Here is a 24,782-nt window from a genome sequence, read left to right on the forward strand (position 1 = left end):
CGGCGCGCGGCCCCGGTGCGGGAACACCGGGGCCGCTGTTCGGGCCGTCCCACCGCTTAAGGAGTCACGACCCATGAAGCACATCGTCACTGTTCAGGCGGTTGTTACCGCCGACGTTTTCGACCGCGAGCCGACGGCCGCAGAGCTGGACGCGATCGCCTGCGAGATGCCCGTGATCCGGGCGGAAGTCGAGTTGCTGGACGCGCAGATCATCGCGCTGGACCGCACCCCGAACGAGGTGGACGCGCGGCGTATCCGGCGGGCCCGTCGCAAGGTGCTGGCGGCCCGCCTCGCGGTGGCCAACCTGGGCACGATGCGCATTCCGGGGGTGTCTGCATGAGCACCCCTCAGACTCTCGCCGCCGCGCACGCGGAGGTGAAGGCGGAGATCGCGCGGACCGACACCAAGACCGGCCTGTTGCTGGCGTTCGTCGGTGCGGTGCTCGCCGGGTCGTGGACGGTCGCCAAGGACCTCCCCCTTCCCCTGCACGCCTGCATCGCCGGCGGACTCGGCATGGGCCTGCTGGTCACCGCGGCGAGCCTGTTGCTGCGGTCGGTCCGCCCGAACCTGCGGGGCGGGCACGGCTTCCCGCTGTGGGCCACCCTCACCGCCGACCAGATCGCGGCCACGCTGTCGGAGGATCTGAGCGCGGACATCGCGAACCTGTCCCGTATCGCGCTGGCCAAGTTCACCGGCCTGAAGCGCGCGGTCGACCTCACCATGACCGGCGGGGCGCTGCTCATCCTCGCCGTCGTGTTCACCCTCGGGGGTTTGGCATGAACGCCAAGACCGTCCTGCCTGCCGTCGCCATGACGGCGGTGTCCATGGTCCTCACGCTGGCCGTGGTCGTGATGTGGCTCGGGGCTGCGATGCCGTGGCCCGTCGCCCTGGTCGTCGGTCTGGGGATCGACGGCGGATGGTTGGCCACCCTCGCCTACGAACGGCGCCTCGCCGCGCAGGGCGACCACAGCAACGCCGTCACCGCTGTCGGCTGGAGTTTCGGTCTCATCGCGACCGGTGTCCTGATCGCCCACGCGCTCACCGGCGAGGAGAACCGGGGTGCATGGCTGGCGGTGGCCTGGCTGCCGATCGCGGCCAAAGCCTTGTGGCTGGTGCATGGGCTGTGGGAGCGCACCGCCCTCACCCCCAACGCACTCGGGGCGATCCGGGGAATCCAGCAGGAAGCCCGCGATGAAGCGGCCGTGGCCCGCGCTCGGCTGAGGGCTGAGGCGGCCACGGAGGAGACGCGGCTGACGGCCGTGACGCAGGCTGGCGCGCGCGTCGCCCGCGTCCAGGCCAAAACCGCCGAGCGCCTGTCACGAGCCTGGTCGACGCTGGAATCAGCGCGCGAGGGTGAGGAGACCGGCAGGGCGCTGACCAGCGTGACGAGCCGCGTCACGCCCGACGTCACACCCCGCTGGGAACTGCCGGTATGGGGCCCCATAGAGCCGGTTGCCGCGCTCCGGCTGGAAGCGGCACCCGCCCTCACCGATGCCGCGCTGGACGCGTTGGTAGACGAGATCCGGCACAGCGAGACGCCCGCCCTGTCGTATCGGGAGATGGCTGCCCGCTTTCGCGCGGCCGGCCACTCCGCATCCGAGGTCCGCCTCAGGGCGGCGTGGAAGCGGCTGGTCGCCTGATGCCCGGGGTCTACGGCAAGTGCTTCGACCCCACCGGCGCCCGCCACGGCATCCCCACCTTCCCGTGGCGACTGGCCCCGGACGGTTTGGCCACGCGCCGGCAGTTACGGGCGCGGGGCCTGCGTCCGGGCGGTCAGGCGATACAGGCACAGGTCATGCGGGTCAACCGGCGGGCTGGCGGCGTACGCGTCGCCTACCTCTACCGCGAGGACCTGGCCAAGCCGGTCCGTCCGATGACGTCGCGCAAGTGGGGCGCGCTCGCGCTGGCGATGCTCGCCCGCCGCACCTGCCCGAGCTGCCTGCTCGATGTCGGTTACTGCATCCCCACCTCGTACGGCATCTGTGGCCTGTGCATCGCCCTCGAAGAACAGCGCGCCGCCTGAACCACCCCGAACCCGGGTCCGGCCGCCCGACCTTCCACAGCAAGTCGGCCGGACCCTTCGACTCCCGAAGGAGTACGTACATCGTGACCGAGAATCCCGTGTTCCCGCCCCCCAACGAGCCGGAGGGCACCGACGAGCGGACGGCCGACGTGCTGCCGTTCCCCCTCAAGAAGACCCCCGCGCCGGCCGCCGTCCCTGAGGCGCCTGCCGAGGGTGTGGTGAAGCCGGGGGAGTGGGAGGCCGAACTCCCCGACACCGACGACCCGGAGGCCGAAGGGCTCTCCGAGGGCGCGCCGGTCGACCCGCCGCGCGAGGTCTACCCGCCCTCTGTCGCGGAGTGGATGGAGGCCAGGGACAAGACCCGCCTGCCGGTGCTGCCGGACTGGGTCAAGCTGCCCGACCAGCGCACGGCCGTCCGCAAGTGGGCCGTGCGCCACTACTCGGCTGTGATCGGCTACCACGCCGTCCGTCTGCCCTGCATCTACACCCCCAAGATCCTGTGGTACTCCCCGCGCGGTGCCTGGCGCTGGTCAACTGCCATCGGCCGGTGGGTGTTCGACGCCGAAGGCAAGGGCCTGCGCCTCGCCTCCGTGGCCAACGAGGACGCGGCCGCATACCTGAAGCTCTCGCGGCAGCGCAACGACCGCGTCCGCCTGCGGGGCATCGTCGCTGCGATCGCCTCGCTGGTCGGCCTCGCCGCCACGCTGACCCTGTACGTCATGGCGCCGTCGTGGCTGTTGCTGCTGGCCGTGGCGACGCTGACGACGACGCTCGGGGCGGTCGGGGCGCCGGCGGACCGGCCGCTGATCGACCTGGCCAAGGTGACGTTCCGCAAGCGCAAGCTGTCCTCGGACATCGTCATCCGCGCGCACGAGGTGGCGGGCCTGACCAGCAAGGATCAGTCGATCGCGTTCCCGCGGCCGATCGGCCGTGACGGCGACGGCTGGCGCGTGGTCGTGGACCTGCCGTACGGCAAGTCCTTCAAGGACGCGCTCAACGCTCACACCAAGGTCGCCTCCGGCATGGACATCGCTGCCACTCAGCTCTTCCTCGACAAGGACGAGACGAGCGAGCGCAGGGTGTCGTACTGGATCGCCGACCGCGACCCGCTCGCCGTCCCCTCCGGCAAGTCCCCGCTGCTCGGGGCAACCCGGGTCGACTTCTGGAAGCCCTTCCCGTGGGGTGTCGACGAGCGCGGCAACCCGGTCATGGCCACGATGCTGTGGCTGTCGCTGCTGGTCGGCGCCGTCCCTCGGCAGGGCAAGACATTCTCCGCGCGGACGATCGCGCTCGCCGCGGCCCTGGATCCGTACGTCAGGCTGTACGTGTTCGACGGGAAAGCCTCGCCGGACTGGCGCAAGTTCGCGCTGGTCGCGCACCGGATCGGGTTCGGCATCGTCCCGAAGAACGGCATCGACCCGGTAGGGCACCTGCTCACCTCGCTGCGGGAGTTGAAAGCAGACGTCGAAGACCGCTACCACCGGCTCTCCGAACTGCCGCTGCACATCTGCCCCGAGGGCAAGCTCACCCCGGAGATCAGCCGGGACAAGAAGCTGAACATGCCCCTCACGCTGTTCGTGGTGGATGAGGTGCAGGAGTACTTGCAGCACCCCGAGCACGGCAAGGAGATCCTGTCTCTGCTGGTCTACCTCGCCCGCGTCGCGCCGGCGGTCGGCGTGTCCGTGATGACGTCCACGCAGAAGCCGGACGACAAGGCGTGCCCCTCAGAGCTGCGCGACCAGCACCAAGCGCGGTTCGCGCTGCGGGTCGGCGCCTACCAGGTCTCGGACACCATCCTTGGCGCGGGCTCGTACTCGGAGGGTCTGGACGCGTCCAAGCTGCTCAAGTCCCACAAGGGCGTGGGCCTGCTCAAGGGCATGTCCGACGACTCCGGCATCGTCCGCACCTACCTCGCCGACGGCCGCGACGCGGAGCGCATCCTGACCCGAGCCGCCGCGCTGCGGGAGGCCGAGGGCACGCTGTCCGGCGACGCGGCCGGCGAGGCACCGGCACCCGAGGTGTCCGCCACGGTCTTGGACGACGTCGCGCAGGTGCTCGGCAAGGGCGAGGCCAAGGTGTGGTCGGAGACCATCGTTGACCGCCTCGCCGACCTGCGCCCCGACATTTACGGCGCATGGGCCGAGCTGGAGGCCAAGCCGAAGGCGGAAGCGCTCACCGCAGCGCTCAAGCCGTACGGCGTGGCCACCGAGCAGATCGGCCGCCGCATCGACGGCAAGACGGTCAACAAGCGCGGTATCAAGCGCGAAGATCTCGCCGCCGCGATTACTCAGCGCAACGAAAAGCGGGATGCCGGATAGCTCTCCGGGGTCGCTAACGCTAGCGGCAGGCGTCGCTAGCGTTAGCGACCCCGCTAGCGACCGAAACGGCATCTGATCAGGTAGCTAGCGAGTAGCTGCCCACCTGCGGAAACCCTCAAAACCCGCCTGAGAGGCCCTCTGATGAGCCTTCCCCTCCTCGCTATCGCCTGCCTACTCGTCGTCACGTTCGGTTACGGCGGTAAGTGCTGGCTGAGCCCGTTCGGCGACTGCCGCAAGTGCCGCGGCATGGGCCACGACTTCAAGACCGACCGCAAGGGGCGTCTCAAGCGCGGCCGTGACTGCCGCCGCTGCAAGGCGACCGGCAAGCGCATACGCGTCGGCCGCTGGATCTACAACCGCGCCGCGCGCACCTACCGCGCCGGCACCCGCTGACCCCCGGAGGACCCGTGGTCATCACCATCCCGCTCGTGCTGCTGCTCGCCGCCGCGCTCGCCGCGCTGCTGCGCTTCAAGGCGCTCGGTGCCGGTGCGGCCGTCATTGCCGCGCTCTTCGGCTTCTACCTCGCCGCCACCGACGCGAGCGACACCGTCAACCAGCTCGTCACCGCCGTCACCGACGCCCTCGCCGACACCGGCCGATAGACAGGGAGACCCGGACATGAACGAACCCACCACGCCCTACGACTGGCACCGCCCGGCCATCCGTGACGCGGCGGCCGTCACGGTCCACCACCCCGCGCCCCTCGCCCCGGTGCAGCACACCGCGCCGCTCATGCCCGTCCAGCCGGGGCATGTCCCGTCCGTGGCGAGCATCGTCCTGCCCGACGGGCGGGTCGTCACCGGCTACGCGATCAGCCCCGTGCAGCCCGAACCCCTCGCGGCCAAACCGGCGGCCGTCTCGCGTACCGCGGTCAACGTCGCGTTGGGCGGGGTCGGGTTCCTCGCCGTATGCGGCGGACTGCTGCTGCTCACGTCGTTCATCGCCGCTCTGACCGCGTTCATCACGCAACTGATCACCCTCGCCGCCGTCATCTTCGGCGGCTGGATCGCCGTCCAGATCTTCAGCGCGAGCGGCCACCGCGGCGGGACCACGGTCAACATCCGCAAGGCCGTCATCAAGCGCAACCACTTCCACGGCTGAACAGCCTGACAGGAGCCCCATGTTCAAGACCCTTAGCACCTGGCCGACTGCAGAGCAGGCGTACGCCGACGCCCCCAGCATCGTCGACGAGATCGGCTGGACTGCCCGCACCCTCGCCGCGCTGGAGTGCTTCACCGCGCTGGACCGGGACTTCTACCTCCGCAAGGCCGCGCTGCTCGACCGCATCGCGCTGCTGGACGAGCCCGACGCCCCCGGTGACGTCACCGACACCGCCGTTGCGGCGGCCGTGTTCCTGATGGACATCGACCAGCCGGGCGTGACCTGCGACCCGCGCGCCTACGTCCGCCGGCAGTACGCCCTCAGCCTCGCCACCGACGACCAGTAGCTACGCCAAGGGCGGCCCCCACCTTCTCGCCAAAGAAACCGGGGCCGCCCTTGTCCAACCAGCACCTTCAACAGGACTGGAGACCTCCCAGCATGACGCAACCCACCGACATCCGGCGAGCCCCCGGCTCGCCACCGACGATCGTCGCACTGTGCGCCGGCTACGGCGGACTCGAAACCGCCATCCGTGAGGGTATCGGCGGCCAGGTCGCCGCGTTCGCCGAGAACGACCCGTACGCCGCAGCCGTGTTCGCCGCGCATCACCCCGGGGTGCCGAACCTCGGGGACATCACCGCCGTGAACTGGGACCAGGTCCGGGAGCTGCACCGGCCGGACGTGGTCGCCGCGGGTTTCCCCTGCCGCAACATCTCGAACGCTGGACGAAGGGACGGAATCAATGGGCAGTGGTCTCGGGTCTGGAAAAACGTCGCTCAGGCTGTGGGCGTCCTTCGACCGCGCATCGTCTTCCTGGAAAATGTGGCGGCGATCCGCTCGCGGGGGCGGGGCCTGGACGTCGTCGCCGCAGACCTGGCCGCGCTCGGGTATGACGCGTGGTGGACATGTCTACGAGCTGGTGACGCCGAAGTCGGCGCCCCGCACCCGCGGGACCGCTGGTTCGCAGTTGCCCATCCCGCTGATGCCGACCCCGACCACGGCGGACGGTACCGGTGGACCCGGCACCAGCCCCAACCGCAAGGGCGGACTGAACCTCCGCACGGCAGTCACGAGGCTGCCCGCACCGCCGGACGCTTGACCCTGCTGCCCACCCCCAAAGCGTCGGATGGACCGCACGGCGGACCCAACCAGCGCGACACCTCCGGGCGTTACTACCTGCCCGGCCAAGCCGTACGGCTCGACGCGCGGTGGGTGTCCACGGACGGCACCGACTACGGCCCGGCCATCCGCCGGTGGGAACGCATCACCGGACGGGCGGCACCCTGCCCGACCGAGCCCGGTACCCGCGGCAACCGCCGTCTGTCCCCGGCGTTCGCGGAGTGGCTCATGGGCCTGCCCGCCGGCTGGGTCACCGCCGTGCCCGGCATCCCCCGCAAGGAACAGCTCAAGATTCTCGGCAACGGCGTGGTGCCCCGACAGGCCCGCCACGCCTACGGCCTGCTCCTCGGGGCCCACCTCCCCGCACGCCTCGAATGGGAGGCCGCCGCATGAACACCCATCTCCTGAACGCCGCCCTGAGTGCTGCGGAGCGCGGTTGGCACGTCTTCCCGCTCCGGGTCGGCAGCAAGCGGCCCGCCCTCCACGGCGAAACGTCGTGCCCCCGCACCGGCCCCTGCGCGAGCGGCCACGCCAAGTGGGAGCAGCGCGCCACGACCGACCCGGAGCGTATCCGTGCGGCGTGGTCGCACGGGGCGTTCAACATCGGTATCGCCACCGGTCCGTCACGGCTGATCGTCGTGGACCTGGACATGCCCAAGGACAAGAGCGACGACAAGGGCAGTGAGGGCACGCCTGACGGCGTGACGACCTTTGAGGCGCTCTGCGAGCGCACCGGCCACGCCGTCCCCGACACCTACCGGACCCGGACCGCGAGCGGCGGGGCGCACCTGTACTTCACCGCGCCGGACGGCGTGCGGCTGACCAACACGGCAGGCACGCTTGCTCCATTGGTCGACACCCGTGCTTGCGGCGGGTACGTCGTCGCGGCGGGCAGCACCACCCCCGCCGGACCCTACAAAGCCGTAGGCGCCCCTGTGGCGGCCCCGGTGCCCGCATGGCTGCTGAGCATCCTTCAACCCGCCCCCAAGCCCGCACAGGCCCCTACAGGGGTCGTAGCGGGGCAATCTAGCCGATACGCGGATGTAGCGCTCACCAATGAAGTGCGGAACGTGGCCACCGCCTCGGACGGCACCCGCAACGCCACGCTGCTCAGGGCCGCACGGGCTCTGGGACGGTTCATCGCGTCCGGCGACCTCACCCGACCCGTGGTCGAGCAGGCTCTTAGAGGAGCGGCGGGGGCCAACGCCACACAGCCACAGCGCTACTACGACGACGTGATCCGCCGCGCGCTGGACTGGTCCATCACCCACAACTCGCCCCGGGGCAGGTCCGCATGACCACCCCTGCCCCCTCTAAGAGCCCCACCCGACACCCCACCGGACCGCAGGTCGCCGAACCTGCCGGACCCCGGACGGCCGTAGGCGACCCGAAGGGCGTCGCCGAAGGCGTCCCCACTGCCGTTCTCCCTGACCCGCAGGTCGGAGACGGCCGGTACCCCATCGCGTGGCTGACCATCTGCGCCCCGTACGGAGCCACCCCCACCGCCTCCTCACGGTGCGCGTGCGGGTGGGACCGCAGGGCGCTCGGTCGCCGGCGCGTCCTGGCCCTGATCACCGAGCACACCGACCACCGCGACGCATGCCCGCTCCGCACCACTCAGGAAGGGAGGGCCGCCGCATGACGGACCAACCTGCCCCCGAGACCGAGGAACTCCCCGCACCGTCCCACCCCATGGCCGTTGCCCGTCGCCTGCTGCCCGACTGGCAGACCGAGGGCGGACAACTCGCCTACCGGCGCTGGCGCGCGTCCTGGATGCGCTGGAACGGCTCCTGCTGGCGCGAGTTCGACGAAGCACAGGTGCGCGCCGCGATGTACGAGCGTCTTGAGCACTCCGTCTACCGGGTGCCCGCCAAGGACGGAGAGACCGAAGAACGCGACTGGGCACCGACCAAGCAGAAGATCAGCAACCTCCTGGACGCGCTCGGGTCCATCACGCTCCTGCCCACCGACCTGGACGCCCCCGCATGGCTCGACAACCAGGACGCCGACGAGCAGGACGCAAGCCCGATCGTGGCGTGTGAGAACGGCCTGCTCAGGATTCGTGACCGCGCGCTCCTGCCACACAGCCCCGGCTTCTTCAACCTGGTCTCCGTCCCCTTCACCTACGACCCCACCGCCGTCGCACCGACGTGGGAACGCTTCCTGACGCAGTTGTGGCCCGACGACCCCGACGCCATCCACGCAGTACAGGAATGGTTCGGCTATGTCCTGTCGGGCCGTACCGACCAGCAGAAGATCCTGCTCATGGTCGGCCCCACACGGTCCGGCAAAGGCACCATCGCCCGGGTCCTGAAAGAGCTGGTCGGCAAGGAGAACCTCGCAGGTCCCACCCTCGCCGGACTCGGCACGAACTTCGGTCTGTCCACCCTCGTCGGCAAGCCGCTCGCCGTCATCTCCGACGCCCGGCTCGACGGCAACAGCAACAACAGCCAGGTCGTTGAACGGCTCCTGACGATCTCTGGTGAAGACACGATCGACGTGGACCGCAAGTACCGCGCCGTATGGACCGGCAAGCTGCCCACCCGGCTGATGATCCTGTCCAACGAGCTGCCGCACTTCGGTGACTCCTCCGGCGTCATCGCCAAACGGTTCGTGCTGCTCAACATGACCGTGTCGTGGCTGGGCAAGGAAGATCCCACTCTGATGGACAAGCTCACGGCGGAGATGCCCGGCATCCTCAACTGGGCGTTGGAAGGTCTCGCTCGACTCCAGCAAACGGGGCGGATCACGGAACCGAAGTCCAGCCGTGAAGCGGTCACCACCATGCAGGACACCGCCTCGCCCACCAGCGCGTTCGTCCGCGAACGCTGCGCGACCGGACCCACGTGCAGCGTGCCCGTGGACACGCTGTGGACGGTCTGGCGCGACTGGGCCGAGGACAACGGCGTCCGCCCCGGCACCAAGCAGGTGTTCGGCCGCAACCTGCTCTCCGTGGTCCCCCAGCTCAACCGCACCCGCCCCCGCGACGCCTACGGGCAACAGGTGGCCACCTACAGCGGAATCACCCTCAACCAGCGCGAACCACATCTGCCTGAGTCGTGACTCATCGCGACTCAAGCACCCGCCAACCCGCTCTGAGTCGCGATGAGTCACGACTCAGAGCAATGTGATTCCAACCACACTCGCCTTCTCCTCACTCCAAGGAGTCATGCCGTGGCCCGCCCCCAGAAGCTCAAGCTCAGTGAAGTCCTCGCAGAGATCCGCATGAGCCGCGCCGCGTTCTATCGCATGCGCGCCCGTGGCCAGGCACCCCGCCTCCAGAAGCTCCCCAACGGCGAGATCCGTGTGAACCGCGCCGACTTGGACGCGTGGTGGGAGAGCTGCGGCCAGCGCGCAGCCTGAATCAACGCCACATCATCCGAACGCCCGTTGAGGGGACCGCTTCCGGCGGTCCCCTCCGTCATGAGGTGATCAATGAAGAGCCACAACGTGCGGATCTGGGGTATCCGCCGCCGCGACAGCAAGTCGGCGCCCTTCCAGGTGCGTTGGACCGTGGCGGGCAAGGTCTGCCAGGAGCCCTTCGCTACGAAGACACTTGCGGATGCCCGCCGGTCGAAGCTCGTCACGGCAGTTGGCGCCGGTGAGGCATTCGACGTGGCTACGGGGCTTCCCGCCTCGGAGCTGCGGGAGGCAACGTCCCCGACCTGGTACGAACACGCCTGTGCGTACGCTCTTATGAAGTGGCCCAACGCGTCCGCCAAGCATCGCGCTGGCATCGCAGAGGCCCTGACTGCTCTGACGGTGGCGCTCGTCTCCACCTCCCGTGGAGCACCGGACTCAGCCGTCCTGCGCCGTGCTCTCCAGGGATGGGCGTTCAGGGTCACTCTCGGGGACAACGGGGAACATCAGGCTCTGAAGGATGCCGATCACGACGTTCCGCGCGAGATCCGCAGTGCCCTGGACTGGGTGGCCGGCGCCTCGTTGAAGGTGATCGACGTAGCCGAGTCGGACAACATCCGCCGTGCCCTGACTGCTCTGTCCAAGCGGCTGGACGGGAAGCGCGCGGCGGACAACACCATGAGGCGTAAGCGCATGGTCTTCAGCAACGCCATGCGATACGCGGTCGAGCGGGAGGTACTTCCTGCGAACCCCCTCGGGCGAATCGACTGGGCAGCGCCGGACACCACGGATGAGGTGGACTTCCAGTACGTGCCCGACCCACAGCAGACGCGACGGCTGATCGACGCTGTACGGGATGCCGACGTGCGCGGCCCACATCTGCACGCGTTCTTCGGCTGCCTCTACTACGCCGCGATGCGCCCCTCCGAAGTGGCTTCGCTCATGAGGCGGAACTGCAAACTCCCTGCTGAGGGTTGGGGGGAGCTGGTACTTACGCAGAGTCGACCAGAAGTCGGCAAGGGGTGGACCGACGATGGCCGCTCGTTCGACGAACGAGGGTTGAAGCGGCGGGCGCGTAAGGCCACACGTCCCGTGCCGATCCCGCCCACGCTGGTCGCGATGCTGCGGGCTCATCTGAACCAGTTCGGTACGGCGGAGGATGGTCGGCTCTTCCGTGCGCCCCGTGGCGGTCGTATCGGGTCCAACGAATACACCGAGCTGTGGCAAGAGGCCCGAAAGGCTGCGCTCACTCCTGAGGAGGCAGCTACGCCACTCGCGGACGTCCCGTACTCGCTCCGGCATGCCGGGGTCTCGCTGTGGATCAAAGCGGGAGTCGATCCTGTGGAAGTCGCGCGGCGTGCCGGTCACAGTCCGGCCGTGCTGTGGCGGTTTTACGCGAAGATCCTTCGCGGCCAACAGACGGTGTCGAACCAGATGATTGATGCCGCACTGGCCGAGGGTGCCTGACCAGGCCTTATGGCACCTGCCGTTTGGCCACAGGTTGGCCGCACGCACTGGTCAAGGGTGGGACAAACCCGACTCAGGGTGAGACACGCTGAACACAGAAGGGGTGCCTCTCACTGAGAGGCACCCCTTCTGACCTGCACGCTTCTGACCTGCGCGGTGGGTGTGGGATTTGAACCCACGGTCACATCGCTGCGACGACGGTTTTCAAGACCGTTCCCTTAGGCCGCTCGGGCAACCCACCCCGCGCCGCTGAGAGATCGGCGCGGGGACAAGACTAACGGGTCAGCTGTCGCCCTCGCGCTGGCCCAGGGTGACTTCGGCCGTCTGCTGCTTGCCGTCGCGGGTGTAGGTGAGTTTGACGGTGTCGCCGGGCTTGTGGGTCCAGATCTCGCCGATGAGGGTGGGGCCGCTGTCGATCACCCGGTCGTCGAGCTTGGTGATGACGTCGCCGGGCTTGAGGCCGGCCTTGGCGGCGGGGCCGTTCGGCGTGACCGCGTCCGAGCCGCTGGCGCCCTGCTCGGTGATCTTCGCGCCCGTGCCCTCCTCCAGGGAGACCGAGGCGCCGATCACCGGGTAGACGGGCTTGCCGGTCTTGATGAGCTGCTGGGCGACGGTCTTCGCCTGGTTGATCGGGATCGCGAAGCCCAGGCCGATGGAGCCGGACTGGCTCGTGCCGCCCAGGCCGCCGCCGCTGGAGGACTGGATGGCGGAGTTGATTCCGATGACCGAGCCGTTCGCGTCCAGCAGCGGGCCGCCGGAGTTGCCCGGGTTGATCGATGCGTCGGTCTGCAGGGCGCTCATGTACGAGGCCTTGCTCTGGGCGCTGCCGTCGCTGGAGGCCACCGGGCGGTTCTTGGCGCTGATGATGCCCGTGGTCACCGTGTTCGACAGGCCGAAGGGCGCGCCGATCGCGATCGTCGAGTCGCCGACGGCGATCTCGTCGGAGTTGCCCAGGCGCAGCGGCTTGAGGCCGCTCGGTGCGTTCTTGAGCTTGATGACCGCGACGTCGTAGCCCTGGGCGTTGCCGACCACCTCGGCGTCGTACTTCTTCCCGTTCGAGAAGGTCGCCGAGAGCTTGCCGCTGTCGACCGCCTGCGCCACCACATGGTTGTTGGTGAGGATGTGGCCCTGGGTGTCGAAGACGAAGCCGGTGCCCGTGCCGCCCTCGCCGTTGCTCCCCTCGGCCTCGATGGTGACCGTGCTCGGCAGCGCAGTGGCGGCCACGGTCGCGACCGTGCCCGGGTCACGCTTGAGGTCGCCGCCGCTCTGGGAGGCGGCAACCGTCGTGGAGCCCGTGGAGTCGTCGTTCCGGTCGGCCGCCCAGTAGCCGATGCCACCGCCCACGCCGCCCGCGACCAGCGCGGCCACCAGGACCGCGGCGACCAGACCGCCGCGCCCGCCCGACTTGGGCTTGGGCGCCGGCTGTTGGTACGAGGAGCCCCAGACATCGCCCGAACCGCCCTCGCCCCCGCTCGCGTACGACGGTGTGGCCGGCGGCGGAGGCGGCCAGGCGCCCGCTTCCGGTGCCGGGCCCGCGGCCTCGGGCGCCCCGGAGGGAACCGGGGGCAACGTGGCCGTCGGCGCGCCTTCCTGGGGAACGCCCGGCTCCTGGGGGTGGGCCGGTCCCTGGACCGGAGCCATGCCCCGATGGGGGTCTACGGGATCCGGTCCCGGCGACACCCCCTGCTCCGGCGGCACAGAAGCAGCAGGAGTGTCCACCGGCACGGGAGGTGCAGACGGGGCCGGGGGTACCGCAGTGCCCTCGTTCTCGGTGCTCACAGCTCTTCCTCTCGATCCACGGCTGTTCAGTCAGGTCGCACTCGGTCACGATCACTCACGCGTGTTCATGACTCCACCCGCGTGTGTTCAGGAACCGGCGTGATTCAGCTGTGCATGTGCTTTTGTATGCCGTCAGCTTTTCCCATGGGCCGTCAGGGCACCATAAGCGGTGCCTGTGACTCCGGGATCTTCATTTATATCGGGCAGGTCCGACAAAACCATCGCATGCACCGCGTCACCGCTCTCACGCCTACCCACTCGCGATGGCACCATGACGCGGTGACCCACGCACGACAGCACCTGAACCAGGTCGTCGCCCACCGCGGGGCCTCCGAAGAGGCCCCGGAGCACACCCTGGCCGCGTACGAGAAGGCGATCGAGGACGGGGCGGACGCCCTGGAGTGCGATGTACGGCTGACCGCGGACGGACATCTCGTCTGCGTCCACGACCGCCGCGTCAACCGCACCTCCAACGGCCGCGGCGCCGTCTCAGCCCTGGAACTCGCCGACCTCGCCACCCTGGACTTCGGCTCCTGGAAGAACCGCGACGAAGCGCCCGACTGGGAACAGCAGCGCCCCCCGTCCTGGGAGCAGCAGTCCGTCCTCACCCTGGAGCGGCTGCTCGAACTCGTCGCCGACGCCGGCCGCCCCGTACAGCTCGCCATCGAGACGAAGCACCCCACGCGCTGGGCGGGCCAGGTCGAGGAGCGCCTGCTCGTACTGCTGAAGCGCTTCGGCCTGGACGCCCCGTCCTCGGCCGCCGAGTCGCCCGTACGCGTCATGAGTTTCTCGGCGCGCTCGCTCCACCGCGTCCGCGCCGCGTCCCCGACCCTGCCGACGGTCTACCTCATGCAGTTCGTCTCGCCCCGGCTGCGCGACGGACGGCTGCCCGCGGGTGTGCGGATCGCGGGTCCCTCGATGCGCATCGTCCGCAATCACCCGGCGTACATCGAGCGCCTGAAGCGTGCCGGACATCACGTTCACGTATGGACGGTGAACGAGCCCGAGGACGTCGATCTCTGTGTCGAGCTGGGCGTCGACGCCATCATCACCAACCGCCCGCGCGCGGTGCTCCACCAGCTGGGCCGCTGACCTGGGGCCCTTCGGGGGCCCTCCCGCGGCTACCCCCCACGCCTCGGCCACACCGTCGAATTCCGGCCACACGGTTACAGGGAGTGCTCCGGCGCGTTCGATCCGTATTCGATCGTTACGAGTGCGTCACTGCACGTGCATTGGCCGGTTTCCGGTCCAGTCCAGAGGGGCATTCACACCGTGGCGTGGGGCGAAGGAGGTCTCGGGGGTGGCGTTGGTGGTGGCACAGGAGGTGCCCACGTCGTCGAGCATGGCCGTACCCCATGGCCCTGCGGGCGTGGGGGAAGCAAGACACCGGATGCGGGCTCAGCTGCGCACCGGCGGTGTGGCGGAAACGGTCATCGACGATGCCGTATTGATCCTTTCCGAACTATTGAGCAACGCCTGCCGACACGGCAGGCCGTTGGGTGACGCACTGGCGGGGGACGGCGACGTCCGGGCCGCGTGGCGCGTCGAACCGACCGGCAGGCTCACCGTCGAGGTGACGGACGGCGGTGGTCCGACCCGTCCGGTTCCGGCCACACCCTCGGTCACCGCCCGCGGCGGCCGCGGGCTCAACATCATCACGGCGCTGGCCGACGACTGGGGCGTCCGGGACGACGCCCGCGGTGAGGTCACGGTGTGGGTGGTCGTGCACAAGGACGCACACGCCGGACACCGCCGCGACGACTTCGCCGCGCGGGTCACGGCCCCGTCGGTGTCCGCGATACCCGACCTCGACTTCGGGAACGCCTTCGACAGCCTGGACTGAGAACGACCCGAGCCGGGGCCCCTGAACCGACAGCGGCCCGAGTCGAGAATCCACCAACTCCCGCGACGGCCCGAACCCAGGACGACCCGGTCCGAAGCAACCCGAAGCAGACGGAAGCACTGGTTCAAGGACGAACCGAATCACCGCTTCCGGGACGACTCGGCACGTTGTCCACAGGGTCCCGTGACTCCCCGTACGAGCGGCTAGGCTCGCGCCCGTACGAGTCGAGCCGTAACCGGGAGACATCCACGATGGCCAAGAAGCGACCCCAGACGAAGGCCAAGCAGCCTCAGCTGACGGATGGAGAGATCCCGGTCGTCGGGGCGCGCGAGCCCTGCCCATGCAACAGCGGCCGCCGATACAAGGCCTGTCACGGACGGGCCGCCGCGCACGCCGTGACCGAGCTGGTGCACCGCCCCTTCGAAGCGCTGGCCGGCGAGGCCGACTGGATCGCGCTGCGCGAGCTGGTGCCCGCGGCCACCGTCGAGCTGAATCTGAAGGAGGCGCTCCCGGAGGGCGTCCCGTCGGTCACACTCGCGACGGTGCTGCCGATGGCGTGGCCCGCGCTGCGCCGCGAAGACGGCTCGGTCCTGATCGGCCTGCAGAACGACACCGCGTCCGGTGACATCAGCCGCGACCTGGCCGACACCCTCCAGCGCGCGCTCACCTCGGAGCCCGGCACCCCGGTCCAGGGCCGCCGCGCCCCGGCCGACGGACCGCGGCTGCAGGACCTCCTCGATCCCGAAGGCGCGTTCGAGCCAGTTGTGCACCCGGGGTTCGAATTCTGGGTTCCGGATGCTCAGAACGCGACCACGGAGGTGACCGCCTCCCTGGAGCGGGCCAACGCCGCCGCCATCCCGACCGTGAAGCTCGCGGGTGTCGACGCCGCGTACTGGTGCGAGACGCCCGACAAGAACCACCTGCGCTGGGTCATGCCGCACCCGGAGGAGCAGCTTCTGGACGCGCTCGCCCGGCTGCACGCCGCGGGCCGGTCGAGCCTCGGGGACGGCACCCGCCTCGTGGGCTCCTTCCGTGCCCACGGCCTCACGGTGCCGGTCTGGGACCTGCCGACGGGCGTCACGGCGGAGGATGTCGAGAAGCCGGCCGCCGAGTTCGCCGAGCGGCTCGCCGGCGCGCTGGCCTCGGACGCGCCGCTGACCGCGGACGAGCGCCGGGCGCGCGGCGGTCTCACCAACCGGCAGGTCACGCTCAGCTGAGACACAGCCGACACCCAGGTGGGACTGGCCGACCGGCCAGTCGGACGACAGGGTCGTCGACCTGGTGACTCCTGTCACAACTCCCCGTTGCGGCAGGGAAGTCGGTGTCCGAATAGCCGAGATCGAATTTGCGAACCGCCGATCTCTTGTTACCGTTCCATTAGCCCGGTTGCTGGTGCATCCCCCGTCGCCAGCAACCGGGTCTTCTCATTCCCGGATTCGGGCCCCCTGTCGGCGGAAGCCTCAACGCGCAGTCTGTGCGGGCGAGTTGCTCCCCGAGCGCAACAACAGCGGCCCCTCGGCCCCCTCCGCGAACTCCACCACCGCCGTGTACGCACCCGCGTCCCCCGCCGTGCGCTCCCGCGGTGTCTCGCACACCCCCGGCTCGTCGTCCGCGCCCACGGCGCAGTGCATCCGTACGGTGCGGTCCGCGGGCCCCATGAGGGTCAGTACGGACGTGAGATCGTCGCCGGTCGCGTTGCGGTAGTACGTACGCGCCCAGGTGTCCTGCCCCTGGGTCAGCACGCAGGTCTGTGCCTCGATGCCGTCGGGGGAGGCAAGTTCGGGACCGCAGCGGGCGGCGGTGGCGAGGCCCAGGCCGAGCGTCAGGGGGCTCTCGGAGGGCGCGGAACGGGGCTCGGGTGCCTGTGCGCCGGCGCGACCGGCAGCGGCAGGCGCGTCGTCGGAAACACGCGCGCCCGAGGCACGTACGGAGTCGTCGGAGGCGCGTGAGCCGTCGTCGGAGGTCCGCGTGACCGCCGAGTCCACGTCACCCACAGGCCCCGCGGAGGCCACGGCCAGTGGCAGCGCGGCCATGAGCGCTACCACGCCCGCCAGCGCGATCGGGCGGACTCTTCGAGGGCCTGGGGCTCGTCGTCCCCGGGAGTGACGCAGCATGAAAGGAACATAACGAGCGAGGGCGGGCGCGCGGCTCGCCGCGCGCCCGGTTTCCCTACAACTCGGGGGCGCTCACACCCGTACGGGTGAGGGCCTCCACCACGGCGTCCACGACCGCCTCGACATCGGGCACCCAGGGGGCGGCCGAACCGGGCAGCGGAGCCCGCTCCCAGCGCAGCTGGCCCTGGCCGGTCTCGGACGGGGGCAGCGCCACATAGCCGCCCTCTCCGTGGAACCGCAGCGAGCCCGGAACGTGGTCCTGGGCGTAGAGCAACTCGCCGAGCTGCTCCAGGGAGTACGGCTTCACGAGCAGCGCCCAGCGCGTCGGGGTCGCGATCACGGGGCCGAGGCGCATCCCCATGTGGTCGAGCGCGAGGAGCGCGCGGGACGCGGCGAGCGCCGGCAGGCTCACCGCGCAGGGGGCCTTGTCCCCGGTGGCCAGGATGATCGGCGCCGCAGGACGGTTCGTCCACCACCAGCGCACCATCCGCTCATCGGTGGTGGCCGCAAGAAGGCCGGGGTCGAAGGGATGGGCACCGGGCACTGTGCATTCCGGGTCGGGGCACGCGCATCGGGCCCGCCCCTGCGGGTCCGCCGCCACTCCCGGGAGTACGGGCCACTGCCATGCGGTCGCGAAGGTCAGGGCCGCGCCGAGCATCTCAGGCTGTCCGCCGTTTCGCTTGGACAGGAGCCTGCGTCGCCTTCCGAGGATCTCGCGCATGAGCGCTCGTTCCTTTCCGTTGCACGCCTGGCAACACCGAGGACCACATCACACCATGTGTCGATCACTTCACTGTGCGTACCTACTGGCGCATCACACCCCCGTCCGAGACAAGGGGAACCCCTATGGGCCGAGCGTTGGGCTGCGTCCGCGTCCATACTGCGTCTGGCAAAAGCACGGGCATGGCGTGGGGTGGCGGCGCCTGGCGTTTGCCGTCGCGCGTATTTCTCGCCGCCTCCGCCACGGGAGGATGGGGCACGGTCGTCGGTGGTTAAGACGCCCGGGTCCGTCGCCAGGTTCCGGGACGATCCCAACCACCCCTGGCCTTCACCGAGTACGTACCCATCACGACCGCTGTGACGCTCCGTCGAACAAGGCCAGTCGACCTCAATACACCGAGACTCGAGTCAGTTTTAAGCCAACTTTGCAATTCCGCAACGGTCCCACGGACACCAGGAATCCCGGCAGGACAATGCTGGACATCCCCTCACGAGTGCGTGTACATGTGGAGACACTGCCAGCGGCGCAGAATGACATGGGGGTTTGCGATGCTATTGAGCAATACGCACCGGTCGGAAAGCCGGACGCCATGAACGCCCCTCACCTCCCGAAAGTGGCCGGAATCGATTCAACGGTTCCATCGCCCACACACACTGTCGCGCCCGCGCCTGCCGCCCCGGGTACCTCTTCGACCACTTCTCCACACGCCCCCGGAGCCGTTCTCCAGGACAGACTCGCAGGTTGGGTCTCTGATCTCACCACTCTGCACGAACTGACCGAGCGCCTGGCGCGCACCGCCGCACTGCCGGACGCGCTGCAGGAGCTGCTGCGCGCCGGAGCGGCCCTCGTGGGCGCCCGGCGCGGCCTCGTGGTCCTGGAACCGGGCGACGGACTCGGCCCCGACACCACCATCGGCCTCGGTCTCGCCCGCGCCGATCTCGGCCACATCGAGACCGTCCCGCGCAGCGCCATGTCGTACGGCAGGATCCTCGACGGACTCCCCGGGGGCGAGGGCGAGATCGCCCAGCCCGACCTCCTCTCCGAGGACGGCCTCGACCCGCGTCACCGCGAGGTCGCCGCCCGCCTCGGCTACGCCGCGAGCTACGCGCTCCCGCTGTCCACGGAGGAGGCGGGCCGACTGGGCGCAGCCGTATGGCTGTACGACGAGCCCGCCGAGCCCGTCGAGCGCCAGCGGCACCTGGTGGGCCTGTACGCGCGCTACGCGGCCGAGCACCTGGCCCGGCTGGTGGAACTGGACCGCACGCGCGCGTGCATGGCGACCATCTCCGAGGAACTGCTCCCCTCGCGGCTGCCCCGGGTCTCCGGCTTCCAGCTCGCCGCCCGGCACCGCACGGGGCCGCACGGCGGCGGCGACTGGTACGACGCGCTGCCGCTGCCCGACGCCGCGCTCGGCCTCGCGGTCGGGTCCGTCACCGGATCGGGGCCCAGCGCGGTCGCCGCGATGGGCCGGCTGAGGGCCTCCCTGAGGGCGTACGCGGTGATGGAGGGCGAGGATCCGGTCGCCGTCCTGTCCGACCTCGAACTGCTGCTGCGGCTGACCGAGCCCGCCCGTTCCGCCACCGCCCTGTTCGCGTACTGCGAGCCCGCGCTGCGCAAGATCACGCTCGCCGGGGCCGGGCACAGCCCGCCGCTGGTGATCGGCGAGCGGCGCACGGAGTACGTGGAGACGTCCCTGTCGGCGCCCCTGGGGATGCTCGCCTGCTGGGAGGCGCCCAGCGTGGAGTTCCAGGCCGAGGCCGGAGAGACGGTTCTGCTCTACACGGACGGGCTGCTGCACCGCACCGGCGACCCCATGGACCGTGCCTTCTCGCGGCTGCACGCGGCCGCCGCGTCCGTGCCCAGGGCGCTGCGCGCCGACCCGGGCGCGGTCGCCGATCACGTCCTCCGGAGTGTGCTGCCGGACGGACTCGACGTCGCCGACAGCGACGAGGACGTGGTGCTCCTGGCGGCACGCTTCGAGTGAGAGTCCCGCCCCTTCGGGCGAGCCCCGCGTCACCGGTCTTCCGGCCCTGGGCGTCCTTCCGTACGACCGTACGATGGAGGGCGTCCAGAGTCGTATCGAGGAGGCAGACCGTGTCGGAGGCGCTCAACCCGGAGACCCCGGAAGCTGTGCTTGACGATGACGCCGACCAGGCGGAAGAAGAGAAGCCGCTCAAGCAGCGCAAGAACGGCCTGTACCCGGGCGTGTCCGACGAGCTTGCCGAGAGCATGAAGTCCGGCTGGGCCGACACCGAGCTGCACGGCCTTGAGCCGATCCCGCAGGCCGCGTACACCGCCGCCCGTCGTGCCGCGCTCTCCGCGCGCTTCCCGGGCGAGCGCCTGGTGATCCCGGCGGGCAACCTGAAGACCCGCTCGAACGACACGGAGTACCCCTTCCGTGCCTCTGTCGAGTACGCGTACCTGACCGGCAACCTGACCGAGGACGGCGTGCTGGTCCTGGAGCCGACGTCGGGCGGCCACAAGGCCACGATCTACCTGCTGCCGCGCTCCGACCGCGAGAACGGCGAGTTCTGGCTCTCCGGCCAGGGCGAGCTGTGGGTCGGCCGCCGCCACTCCCTGACCGAGGCCGAGCAGCTGCACGGCATCCCGGCCTCCGATGTCCGTGAACTCGCCGACGCGCTGCGCGAGGCGACCGGCCCGGTGCGGGTCGTGCGCGGCTACGACGCCGGCGTCGAGGCGGCTCTCACCGACAAGGTGACCGCCGAGCGCGACGAGGAGCTGCGCGTCTTCCTCTCCGAGGCGCGGCTGGTCAAGGACGAGTTCGAGGCCGGCGAGCTGCAGAAGGCCGTCGACTCGACGGTCCGCGGTTTCGAGGACGTGGTGAAGGTCCTCGACAAGGCGGAGGCCACGTCCGAGCGCTACATCGAGGGCACGTTCTTCCTGCGCGCGCGGGTCGAGGGCAACGACGTCGGGTACGGCTCCATCTGCGCCGCCGGGCCGCACGCGTGCACGCTGCACTGGGTGCGCAACGACGGCCCCGTGCGCTCCGGCGACCTGCTCCTGCTCGACGCGGGCGTGGAGACCCACACGCTCTACACCGCCGACGTCACGCGCACGCTGCCGATCAACGGCACGTACAGCGAGATCCAGAAGAAGATCTACGACGCCGTGTACGAGGCCCAGGAGGCCGGTATCGCGGCCGTGCAGCCGGGCGGCAAGTACCGCGACTTCCACGACGCCTCGCAGCGGGTGCTGGCCCAGAAGCTGGTCGAGTGGGGGCTCGTCGAGGGCCCCGTGGAGCGCGTTCTGGAGCTGGGGCTGCAGCGTCGCTGGACGCTGCACGGCACCGGTCACATGCTCGGCATGGACGTCCACGACTGTGCGGCAGCGCGGACGGAGACGTACGTGGACGGCACGCTGGAGCCGGGCATGTGCCTGACCGTCGAGCCTGGCCTGTACTTCCAGGCGGACGACTTGACCGTGCCCGAGGAGTACCGGGGCATCGGCGTCCGCATCGAGGACGACATCCTCGTCACGGAGGACGGGAACCGGAACCTGTCCGCCGGGCTGCCTCGCCGGTCGGACGAGGTCGAGGCGTGGATGGCATCTCTCAAGGGCTGACACGACATGGGCTGACATGACATCAATGGCCGGGTACCAGTGTGGTGCCCGGCCATACGTCTGCGCGCGGTCGGTGGCCGGTCGCGCTCCGGCGGCCGGTGATCGCTCGGGCCCCGCGGCGCAGCCGCACAATGTCACGGCCCCGCGCCCCTGAAGAAGGGACGCGTTTCACCGAGGGGGACTTGCCTGTGGACGCGTTCTGGTCCGGCGTCGGTGTGGATCTGCACCTCGAACCCGACGCCGCGGACGGGCGCCGGGCCGGGCTCGAACGGGCGTTGCGCGATGCCGTACGGGACGGGCGGCTGGCGCCCGGGACACGGTTGCCCGCGACGCGCCGGCTCGCGGCCGAGCTCGGGATCTCGCGCGGGACGGCCAAGTCGGCGTACGACCAGCTGATCGCCGAGGGGTATCTGACCGCGCGGCAGGGGTCCGGCACACAGGTCGCCCCGCTGCCCTCTCCGGCCGCGGACGCGCCGGAGGCGACCACGCGCGCGCGTGCACCCCGTTTCGATCTGCGGCCCGGCAGCCCCGACGTCGGTACGTTCCCGGCGGCGGCCTGGCTGCGCGCGCTGCGCCGGGCCATCGCGAGCGCGCCCTCCCTGGCTTACGACTACGGGGACCCGCGCGGCCGGATCGAGCTGCGGACGGCTTTGTCGGGGTACCTGGGGCGGGCGCGCGGGGTGATCGCGCCGCCCGAGCGGATCGTCGTCACCTCCGGGTACGTGCAGGGGCTCGCGCTCCTCACCCGCGTGCTGGACGCCGGTGTGATCGCCATGGAGGACCCCGGCCTCCCCTTCCACCGGGACGTGGTGCGGCACAACGGCGGAACCGTCACCCCTGTGGGGGTCGATGAACGGGGCGCCTCGGTACGGGGGCTGGACGACGCGGCGGCCGTCGTCCTCACGCCCGCGCACCAGTACCCGACCGGGGTGACCCTGCACCCGGAGCGGCGGCGTGCGCTCACCGACTGGGCACGCGCGCGTGGAGGGCTGATCGTCGAGGACGACTACGACGGGGAGTTCCGCTACGACCGGCAGCCCGTGGGCGCCCTCCAGGGGATGGCACCCGGCCATGTCGCCTACCTGGGGACGGCGTCCAAGACGCTCGGGCCCGCGCTGCGGCTCGGCTGGATGGTGCTGCCGCCGCACCTGGTGGACGCGATCGCCGACGCCAAGCTGCACACCGACCACCACACGGAGTCCATCGGCCAGCTTGCCCTCGCCGAAATGATCACCAGCCACGCCTACGACCGGCACGTACGCGCGTGCCGCCTGCGGTACCGGAGGCGACGGGACCAGTTGCTGGACCGGGTGGGAACGCGGCGCGGGGTACGGGGCATCGCGGCGGGGCTGCACGCGCTGATCGACGTGAGCGACGAGGCCGCGGTGCTGGCGCGGGCCGCGGAGGAAGGGCTCGCCGTGGGGCACCTCGGCGAGCATTGGCACACGGCGGACGCCGGCCGGCCGCAGGGGCTCGTGGTCGGGTACGGCACGCCTCGGGAGCGGGTCTATCCGGAGGCGTTGGAGGTGTTGGGGCGGGTGCTGGAGGGGGCCTGAGGGGCGGTCCGAGACCTTGAGCGGGGGCCTTGAGACGGAGCAAATTGGGCCAAGAAAGTGCGTGAATATTGGACCTGTGGAGGGCTCCATTCAGCCCATAGCGTCGTAGTCATGACGAACCGAGTCGCACCCGCCGGAGCCCCCGCGAAGACGAGCCGCGTGATCCCGCCCGCGGGTCCGCAGCGCGTTCTGGCCCTGGCCCAGTTGAGCAACTCCGTCGGGGACGGTGCCTACTACGTCACGTCCGCCCTCTACTTCACCCATGTCGTCGGGCTCGCCCCCGCGCGCGTGGGGCTCGGACTCACGGTCGCGTGGGCGGTCGGTTCGCTGGTGGGCGTGCCCCTTGGGCGGCTCGCCGACCGGCGTGGGCCGCGCGGCACGGCGGTGCTGCTGGCGCTCGCGACGAGCGTCGCGGTGGCGTCCTTCCTCGTCGTACGCGGCTTCGTGCCGTTCGTGCTCGCGGCGTGCGTGTACGCCTCGGCGCAGTCGGGGCTGGCGGCGGCCCGGCAGGCGCTGCTGGCAGGGCTGGTGTCCCGGGAGGAGCGGACAGGGCTGCTGGCGCACCTCCAGTCGACGCTCAACGCCGGTCTCGCGGTGGGGGCGGGGCTCGGCGGACTCGCGCTGCACATGGGAACGCGGGAGGCCTACCTCGCGGTGTTCGCGCTGGACGCGGTGAGCTTCCTGCTGTGCGCGGCGGTGCTGCTGCGGCTGCCCGTCGTGAAGGCGGTGCACGCACGCGTGGCCGACGACAAGGGACGCGGTGACGCCCTCGGAGTACTGCGCGATCGCCCGTACGCCCTGGTGACGCTGCTCAACACCGTGCTGCTGCTGCGTATGCCGCTGCTGAGCCTGGGCATCCCGCTGTGGATCTCCGAGCGGACCGAGGCGCCGACCTGGCTGATGTCCGCGCTGTTCGTGCTCAACACCGGTGCGGTGATGCTCTTCCAGGTACGGATGGCACGCGGGGTGCGGGGGCCGGCGTCGGCCACGCGCGCGGTGCGGCGTTCGGGGCTCGTGATGCTGGCGTCGTGCGCGGTGTTCGCGCTGTCGGCGGGGGTCTCGCCCTGGGTGGCGGTGGGCGTGCTGACGGTCGGCGCGGTGCTCCAGGTCGTCGCCGAGATGCAGCAGTCGGCGGGTTCCTGGCAGCTGTCGTTCGACCTCGCCCCCGCCGACCGGGTGGGCGAGTACCAGGGCTTCTTCGGTACGGGCGTGACGGTGGCGCGGACCGCGGGGCCGCTGGTGCTGACGTCGCTGCTCGTGGGGTGGGGGACGCCCGGGTGGCTGCTCCTGGGGGGCCTGATGCTGGCGGCCTCGTACGCGATGGGTCCTGCCGTGCGGTGGGCGACGGACAGCCGGTCCGCCGCCGCACCGATGGTCAGGCGGCCAGTACCGGTGAACTGACCGTCGCCGGCAGCGAGTCCACGAACAGGGCCCCCGCGAGCAGCCCGCTGCTTCCGCGGGGGCTCCACGCGCGCGCGTGGAGGTCGTCGTCGAAGGCGGCCAGCGCCGCGCGGCCCGCCTCGGTGGACGTACTGCCCGCCTCCAGGACCCCGCGGGCGCCCGCCTGGACGTGCCGCAGGCCGTGCGGGCCCACCGTGTAGAGCAACTCCGTGTCCTGGAGCGTCGACATCACGGTCACCAGGGCGTCGAGCCGGGCGTACGGCTCGGGGACGCCGGCCGAGCGGGCCGTGGCCAGTGCGTCCAACGCCCGCCTTACGTGCGGAGATCGCCATCATCTCCAACACCGACGACAACCTGATCGCGCGCAACGTGGAGAACATCGGCGTCGAGTTCGACTA

25 protein-coding genes, 1 tRNA gene and 1 pseudogene are annotated in these 24,782 nt (G+C 70.5%); 22 read left to right on the plus strand and 5 right to left on the minus strand.

What is annotated here, in order from left to right:
• Nucleotides 1–73: 73 nt before the first annotated feature.
• The 15 genes from O3Q52_RS08860 to O3Q52_RS08930 all read left to right on the plus strand — a co-directional run bounded on the left by O3Q52_RS08860 (nt 74) and on the right by O3Q52_RS08930 (nt 11,388).
• On the plus strand, nt 74–340 hold the full coding sequence (locus O3Q52_RS08860; protein ID WP_269648258.1) for a DUF6284 family protein: 267 nt from the start codon (nt 74–76) through the stop codon (nt 338–340).
• On the plus strand, nt 337–780 hold the full coding sequence (locus tag O3Q52_RS08865) for a Pycsar system effector family protein (protein ID WP_269648259.1): 444 nt from the start codon (nt 337–339) through the stop codon (nt 778–780). The genes O3Q52_RS08860 and O3Q52_RS08865 overlap by 4 nt, the downstream gene beginning before the upstream one ends.
• Entirely contained in the window at nt 777–1,640 is an 864-nt protein-coding gene (locus O3Q52_RS08870) for a protein spdB (protein WP_269648260.1), read from the plus strand. Before O3Q52_RS08865 ends, O3Q52_RS08870 begins: the two co-directional genes overlap by 4 nt.
• A complete protein-coding gene (locus O3Q52_RS08875; protein ID WP_269648261.1) occupies nt 1,640–2,023 on the plus strand; it encodes an RRQRL motif-containing zinc-binding protein in 384 nt (127 codons plus the stop codon). The genes O3Q52_RS08870 and O3Q52_RS08875 overlap by 1 nt, the downstream gene beginning before the upstream one ends.
• An 83-nt stretch (nt 2,024–2,106) precedes the next feature.
• Nucleotides 2,107–4,341 carry a cell division protein FtsK gene (locus tag O3Q52_RS08880; protein WP_269648262.1) on the plus strand — a complete coding sequence of 745 codons (2,235 nt, stop codon included), beginning with the start codon at nt 2,107–2,109 and terminating at the stop codon, nt 4,339–4,341.
• Between the two features lie 141 nt (nt 4,342–4,482).
• On the plus strand, nt 4,483–4,734 hold the full coding sequence (locus O3Q52_RS08885; protein ID WP_269648263.1) for a hypothetical protein: 252 nt from the start codon (nt 4,483–4,485) through the stop codon (nt 4,732–4,734).
• A gap of 14 nt (nt 4,735–4,748) precedes the next feature.
• Nucleotides 4,749–4,943 carry a hypothetical protein gene (locus O3Q52_RS08890; protein WP_269648264.1) on the plus strand — a complete coding sequence of 65 codons (195 nt, stop codon included), beginning with the start codon at nt 4,749–4,751 and terminating at the stop codon, nt 4,941–4,943.
• Nucleotides 4,944–4,959: 16 nt separating this feature from the next.
• On the plus strand, nt 4,960–5,442 hold the full coding sequence (locus tag O3Q52_RS08895) for a hypothetical protein (RefSeq protein WP_269648265.1): 483 nt from the start codon (nt 4,960–4,962) through the stop codon (nt 5,440–5,442).
• Between the two features lie 19 nt (nt 5,443–5,461).
• Nucleotides 5,462–5,788: a hypothetical protein gene (locus O3Q52_RS08900; protein ID WP_269648266.1), complete on the plus strand. Its 327-nt coding sequence runs from the start codon at nt 5,462–5,464 to the stop codon at nt 5,786–5,788.
• Nucleotides 5,789–5,880: 92 nt separating this feature from the next.
• Nucleotides 5,881–6,954 carry a DNA cytosine methyltransferase gene (locus O3Q52_RS08905; protein WP_269648267.1) on the plus strand — a complete coding sequence of 358 codons (1,074 nt, stop codon included), beginning with the start codon at nt 5,881–5,883 and terminating at the stop codon, nt 6,952–6,954.
• Nucleotides 6,951–7,859, plus strand: a complete 909-nt coding sequence (locus tag O3Q52_RS08910) for a bifunctional DNA primase/polymerase (protein ID WP_269648268.1) — start codon at nt 6,951–6,953, stop codon at nt 7,857–7,859. The genes O3Q52_RS08905 and O3Q52_RS08910 overlap by 4 nt, the downstream gene beginning before the upstream one ends.
• The gene (locus O3Q52_RS08915) at nt 7,856–8,203 is read left to right on the plus strand and encodes a hypothetical protein (RefSeq protein ID WP_269648269.1); all 348 of its coding nucleotides are present in this window, start codon (nt 7,856–7,858) and stop codon (nt 8,201–8,203) included. Before O3Q52_RS08910 ends, O3Q52_RS08915 begins: the two co-directional genes overlap by 4 nt.
• On the plus strand, nt 8,200–9,624 hold the full coding sequence (locus tag O3Q52_RS08920; RefSeq protein WP_269648270.1) for a phage/plasmid primase, P4 family: 1,425 nt from the start codon (nt 8,200–8,202) through the stop codon (nt 9,622–9,624). Before O3Q52_RS08915 ends, O3Q52_RS08920 begins: the two co-directional genes overlap by 4 nt.
• Before the next feature lie 111 nt (nt 9,625–9,735).
• Nucleotides 9,736–9,924 carry an AlpA family transcriptional regulator gene (locus O3Q52_RS08925; RefSeq protein WP_269648271.1) on the plus strand — a complete coding sequence of 63 codons (189 nt, stop codon included), beginning with the start codon at nt 9,736–9,738 and terminating at the stop codon, nt 9,922–9,924.
• A 72-nt stretch (nt 9,925–9,996) separates the two neighbouring features.
• Nucleotides 9,997–11,388, plus strand: a complete 1,392-nt coding sequence (locus tag O3Q52_RS08930) for a site-specific integrase (RefSeq protein ID WP_269648272.1) — start codon at nt 9,997–9,999, stop codon at nt 11,386–11,388.
• 154 nt (nt 11,389–11,542) lie between these two features.
• Here O3Q52_RS08930 and O3Q52_RS08935 read toward each other — a convergent pair.
• Nucleotides 11,543–11,629 (minus strand) — tRNA-Ser (locus O3Q52_RS08935).
• Nucleotides 11,630–11,670: 41 nt separating this feature from the next.
• Nucleotides 11,671–13,167 carry a S1C family serine protease gene (locus O3Q52_RS08940; protein WP_269648273.1) on the minus strand — a complete coding sequence of 499 codons (1,497 nt, stop codon included), beginning with the start codon at nt 13,165–13,167 and terminating at the stop codon, nt 11,671–11,673.
• A 279-nt stretch (nt 13,168–13,446) separates the two neighbouring features.
• Here O3Q52_RS08940 and O3Q52_RS08945 point away from each other — a divergent pair, with 279 nt between their 5' ends.
• From O3Q52_RS08945 to O3Q52_RS08955, 3 genes are all read left to right on the plus strand, one after another.
• Entirely contained in the window at nt 13,447–14,259 is an 813-nt protein-coding gene (locus O3Q52_RS08945; RefSeq protein ID WP_269648274.1) for a glycerophosphodiester phosphodiesterase, read from the plus strand.
• Between the two features lie 121 nt (nt 14,260–14,380).
• On the plus strand, nt 14,381–15,010 hold the full coding sequence (locus O3Q52_RS08950; RefSeq protein ID WP_269648275.1) for an ATP-binding protein: 630 nt from the start codon (nt 14,381–14,383) through the stop codon (nt 15,008–15,010).
• 251 nt (nt 15,011–15,261) lie between these two features.
• Complete coding sequence (locus O3Q52_RS08955; protein WP_269648276.1) at nt 15,262–16,227, plus strand: DUF5926 family protein; 966 nt, start codon at nt 15,262–15,264, stop codon at nt 16,225–16,227.
• Between the two features lie 243 nt (nt 16,228–16,470).
• On the opposite strand, the gene O3Q52_RS08960 is transcribed toward O3Q52_RS08955, so the two are convergent.
• The gene (locus O3Q52_RS08960; protein WP_332112889.1) at nt 16,471–17,043 is read right to left on the minus strand and encodes a hypothetical protein; all 573 of its coding nucleotides are present in this window, start codon (nt 17,041–17,043) and stop codon (nt 16,471–16,473) included.
• Between the two features lie 136 nt (nt 17,044–17,179).
• Nucleotides 17,180–17,845 (minus strand): bifunctional DNA primase/polymerase, encoded by a 666-nt coding sequence (locus O3Q52_RS08965; RefSeq protein WP_269648278.1) that lies wholly within the window; start codon nt 17,843–17,845, stop codon nt 17,180–17,182.
• A 472-nt stretch (nt 17,846–18,317) separates the two neighbouring features.
• Between O3Q52_RS08965 and O3Q52_RS08970 the strand changes: the two genes are divergently transcribed.
• From O3Q52_RS08970 to O3Q52_RS08985, 4 genes are all read left to right on the plus strand, one after another.
• Nucleotides 18,318–19,829: a PP2C family protein-serine/threonine phosphatase gene (locus O3Q52_RS08970; protein ID WP_269648279.1), complete on the plus strand. Its 1,512-nt coding sequence runs from the start codon at nt 18,318–18,320 to the stop codon at nt 19,827–19,829.
• Nucleotides 19,830–19,975: 146 nt separating this feature from the next.
• Nucleotides 19,976–21,427 carry an aminopeptidase P family protein gene (locus O3Q52_RS08975; protein WP_269648283.1) on the plus strand — a complete coding sequence of 484 codons (1,452 nt, stop codon included), beginning with the start codon at nt 19,976–19,978 and terminating at the stop codon, nt 21,425–21,427.
• A 188-nt stretch (nt 21,428–21,615) separates the two neighbouring features.
• On the plus strand, nt 21,616–22,983 hold the full coding sequence (locus O3Q52_RS08980) for a PLP-dependent aminotransferase family protein (protein ID WP_269648284.1): 1,368 nt from the start codon (nt 21,616–21,618) through the stop codon (nt 22,981–22,983).
• A 111-nt stretch (nt 22,984–23,094) separates the two neighbouring features.
• Nucleotides 23,095–24,384, plus strand: a complete 1,290-nt coding sequence (locus tag O3Q52_RS08985) for an MFS transporter (RefSeq protein ID WP_269648280.1) — start codon at nt 23,095–23,097, stop codon at nt 24,382–24,384.
• Here O3Q52_RS08985 and O3Q52_RS08990 read toward each other — a convergent pair.
• A pseudogene (locus tag O3Q52_RS08990) lies at nt 24,359–24,712 on the minus strand (triphosphoribosyl-dephospho-CoA synthase); the annotation flags it as partial. The gene O3Q52_RS08985 and the pseudogene O3Q52_RS08990 sit on opposite strands and share 26 nt — an antisense overlap.
• Nucleotides 24,713–24,782: the final 70 nt, after the last annotated feature.

The sequence above is a fragment of the Streptomyces sp. ActVer genome (assembly GCF_027270795.1).
Classification (GTDB): domain Bacteria; phylum Actinomycetota; class Actinomycetes; order Streptomycetales; family Streptomycetaceae; genus Streptomyces; species Streptomyces umbrinus_A.

What these genes read in the sequence shown, in the direction of transcription:
- O3Q52_RS08860 (WP_269648258.1), top strand. Translation starts at nt 74, where the DNA reads ATGAAGCACATCGTCACTGTTCAGGCGGTTGTTACCGCCGACGTTTTC.
- O3Q52_RS08865 (WP_269648259.1), top strand. Translation starts at nt 337, where the DNA reads ATGAGCACCCCTCAGACTCTCGCCGCCGCGCACGCGGAGGTGAAGGCG.
- O3Q52_RS08870 (WP_269648260.1), top strand. Translation starts at nt 777, where the DNA reads ATGAACGCCAAGACCGTCCTGCCTGCCGTCGCCATGACGGCGGTGTCC.
- O3Q52_RS08875 (WP_269648261.1), top strand. Translation starts at nt 1,640, where the DNA reads ATGCCCGGGGTCTACGGCAAGTGCTTCGACCCCACCGGCGCCCGCCAC.
- O3Q52_RS08885 (WP_269648263.1), top strand. Translation starts at nt 4,483, where the DNA reads ATGAGCCTTCCCCTCCTCGCTATCGCCTGCCTACTCGTCGTCACGTTC.
- O3Q52_RS08895 (WP_269648265.1), top strand. Translation starts at nt 4,960, where the DNA reads ATGAACGAACCCACCACGCCCTACGACTGGCACCGCCCGGCCATCCGT.
- O3Q52_RS08900 (WP_269648266.1), top strand. Translation starts at nt 5,462, where the DNA reads ATGTTCAAGACCCTTAGCACCTGGCCGACTGCAGAGCAGGCGTACGCC.
- O3Q52_RS08905 (WP_269648267.1), top strand. Translation starts at nt 5,881, where the DNA reads ATGACGCAACCCACCGACATCCGGCGAGCCCCCGGCTCGCCACCGACG.
- O3Q52_RS08910 (WP_269648268.1), top strand. Translation starts at nt 6,951, where the DNA reads ATGAACACCCATCTCCTGAACGCCGCCCTGAGTGCTGCGGAGCGCGGT.
- O3Q52_RS08915 (WP_269648269.1), top strand. Translation starts at nt 7,856, where the DNA reads ATGACCACCCCTGCCCCCTCTAAGAGCCCCACCCGACACCCCACCGGA.
- O3Q52_RS08920 (WP_269648270.1), top strand. Translation starts at nt 8,200, where the DNA reads ATGACGGACCAACCTGCCCCCGAGACCGAGGAACTCCCCGCACCGTCC.
- O3Q52_RS08930 (WP_269648272.1), top strand. Translation starts at nt 9,997, where the DNA reads ATGAAGAGCCACAACGTGCGGATCTGGGGTATCCGCCGCCGCGACAGC.
- O3Q52_RS08955 (WP_269648276.1), top strand. Translation starts at nt 15,262, where the DNA reads ATGGCCAAGAAGCGACCCCAGACGAAGGCCAAGCAGCCTCAGCTGACG.
- O3Q52_RS08960 (WP_332112889.1), bottom strand. Translation starts at nt 17,043, where the DNA reads ATGGCCGCGCTGCCACTGGCCGTGGCCTCCGCGGGGCCTGTGGGTGAC.
- O3Q52_RS08965 (WP_269648278.1), bottom strand. Translation starts at nt 17,845, where the DNA reads ATGCGCGAGATCCTCGGAAGGCGACGCAGGCTCCTGTCCAAGCGAAAC.
- O3Q52_RS08970 (WP_269648279.1), top strand. Translation starts at nt 18,318, where the DNA reads ATGCTGGACATCCCCTCACGAGTGCGTGTACATGTGGAGACACTGCCA.
- O3Q52_RS08985 (WP_269648280.1), top strand. Translation starts at nt 23,095, where the DNA reads ATGACGAACCGAGTCGCACCCGCCGGAGCCCCCGCGAAGACGAGCCGC.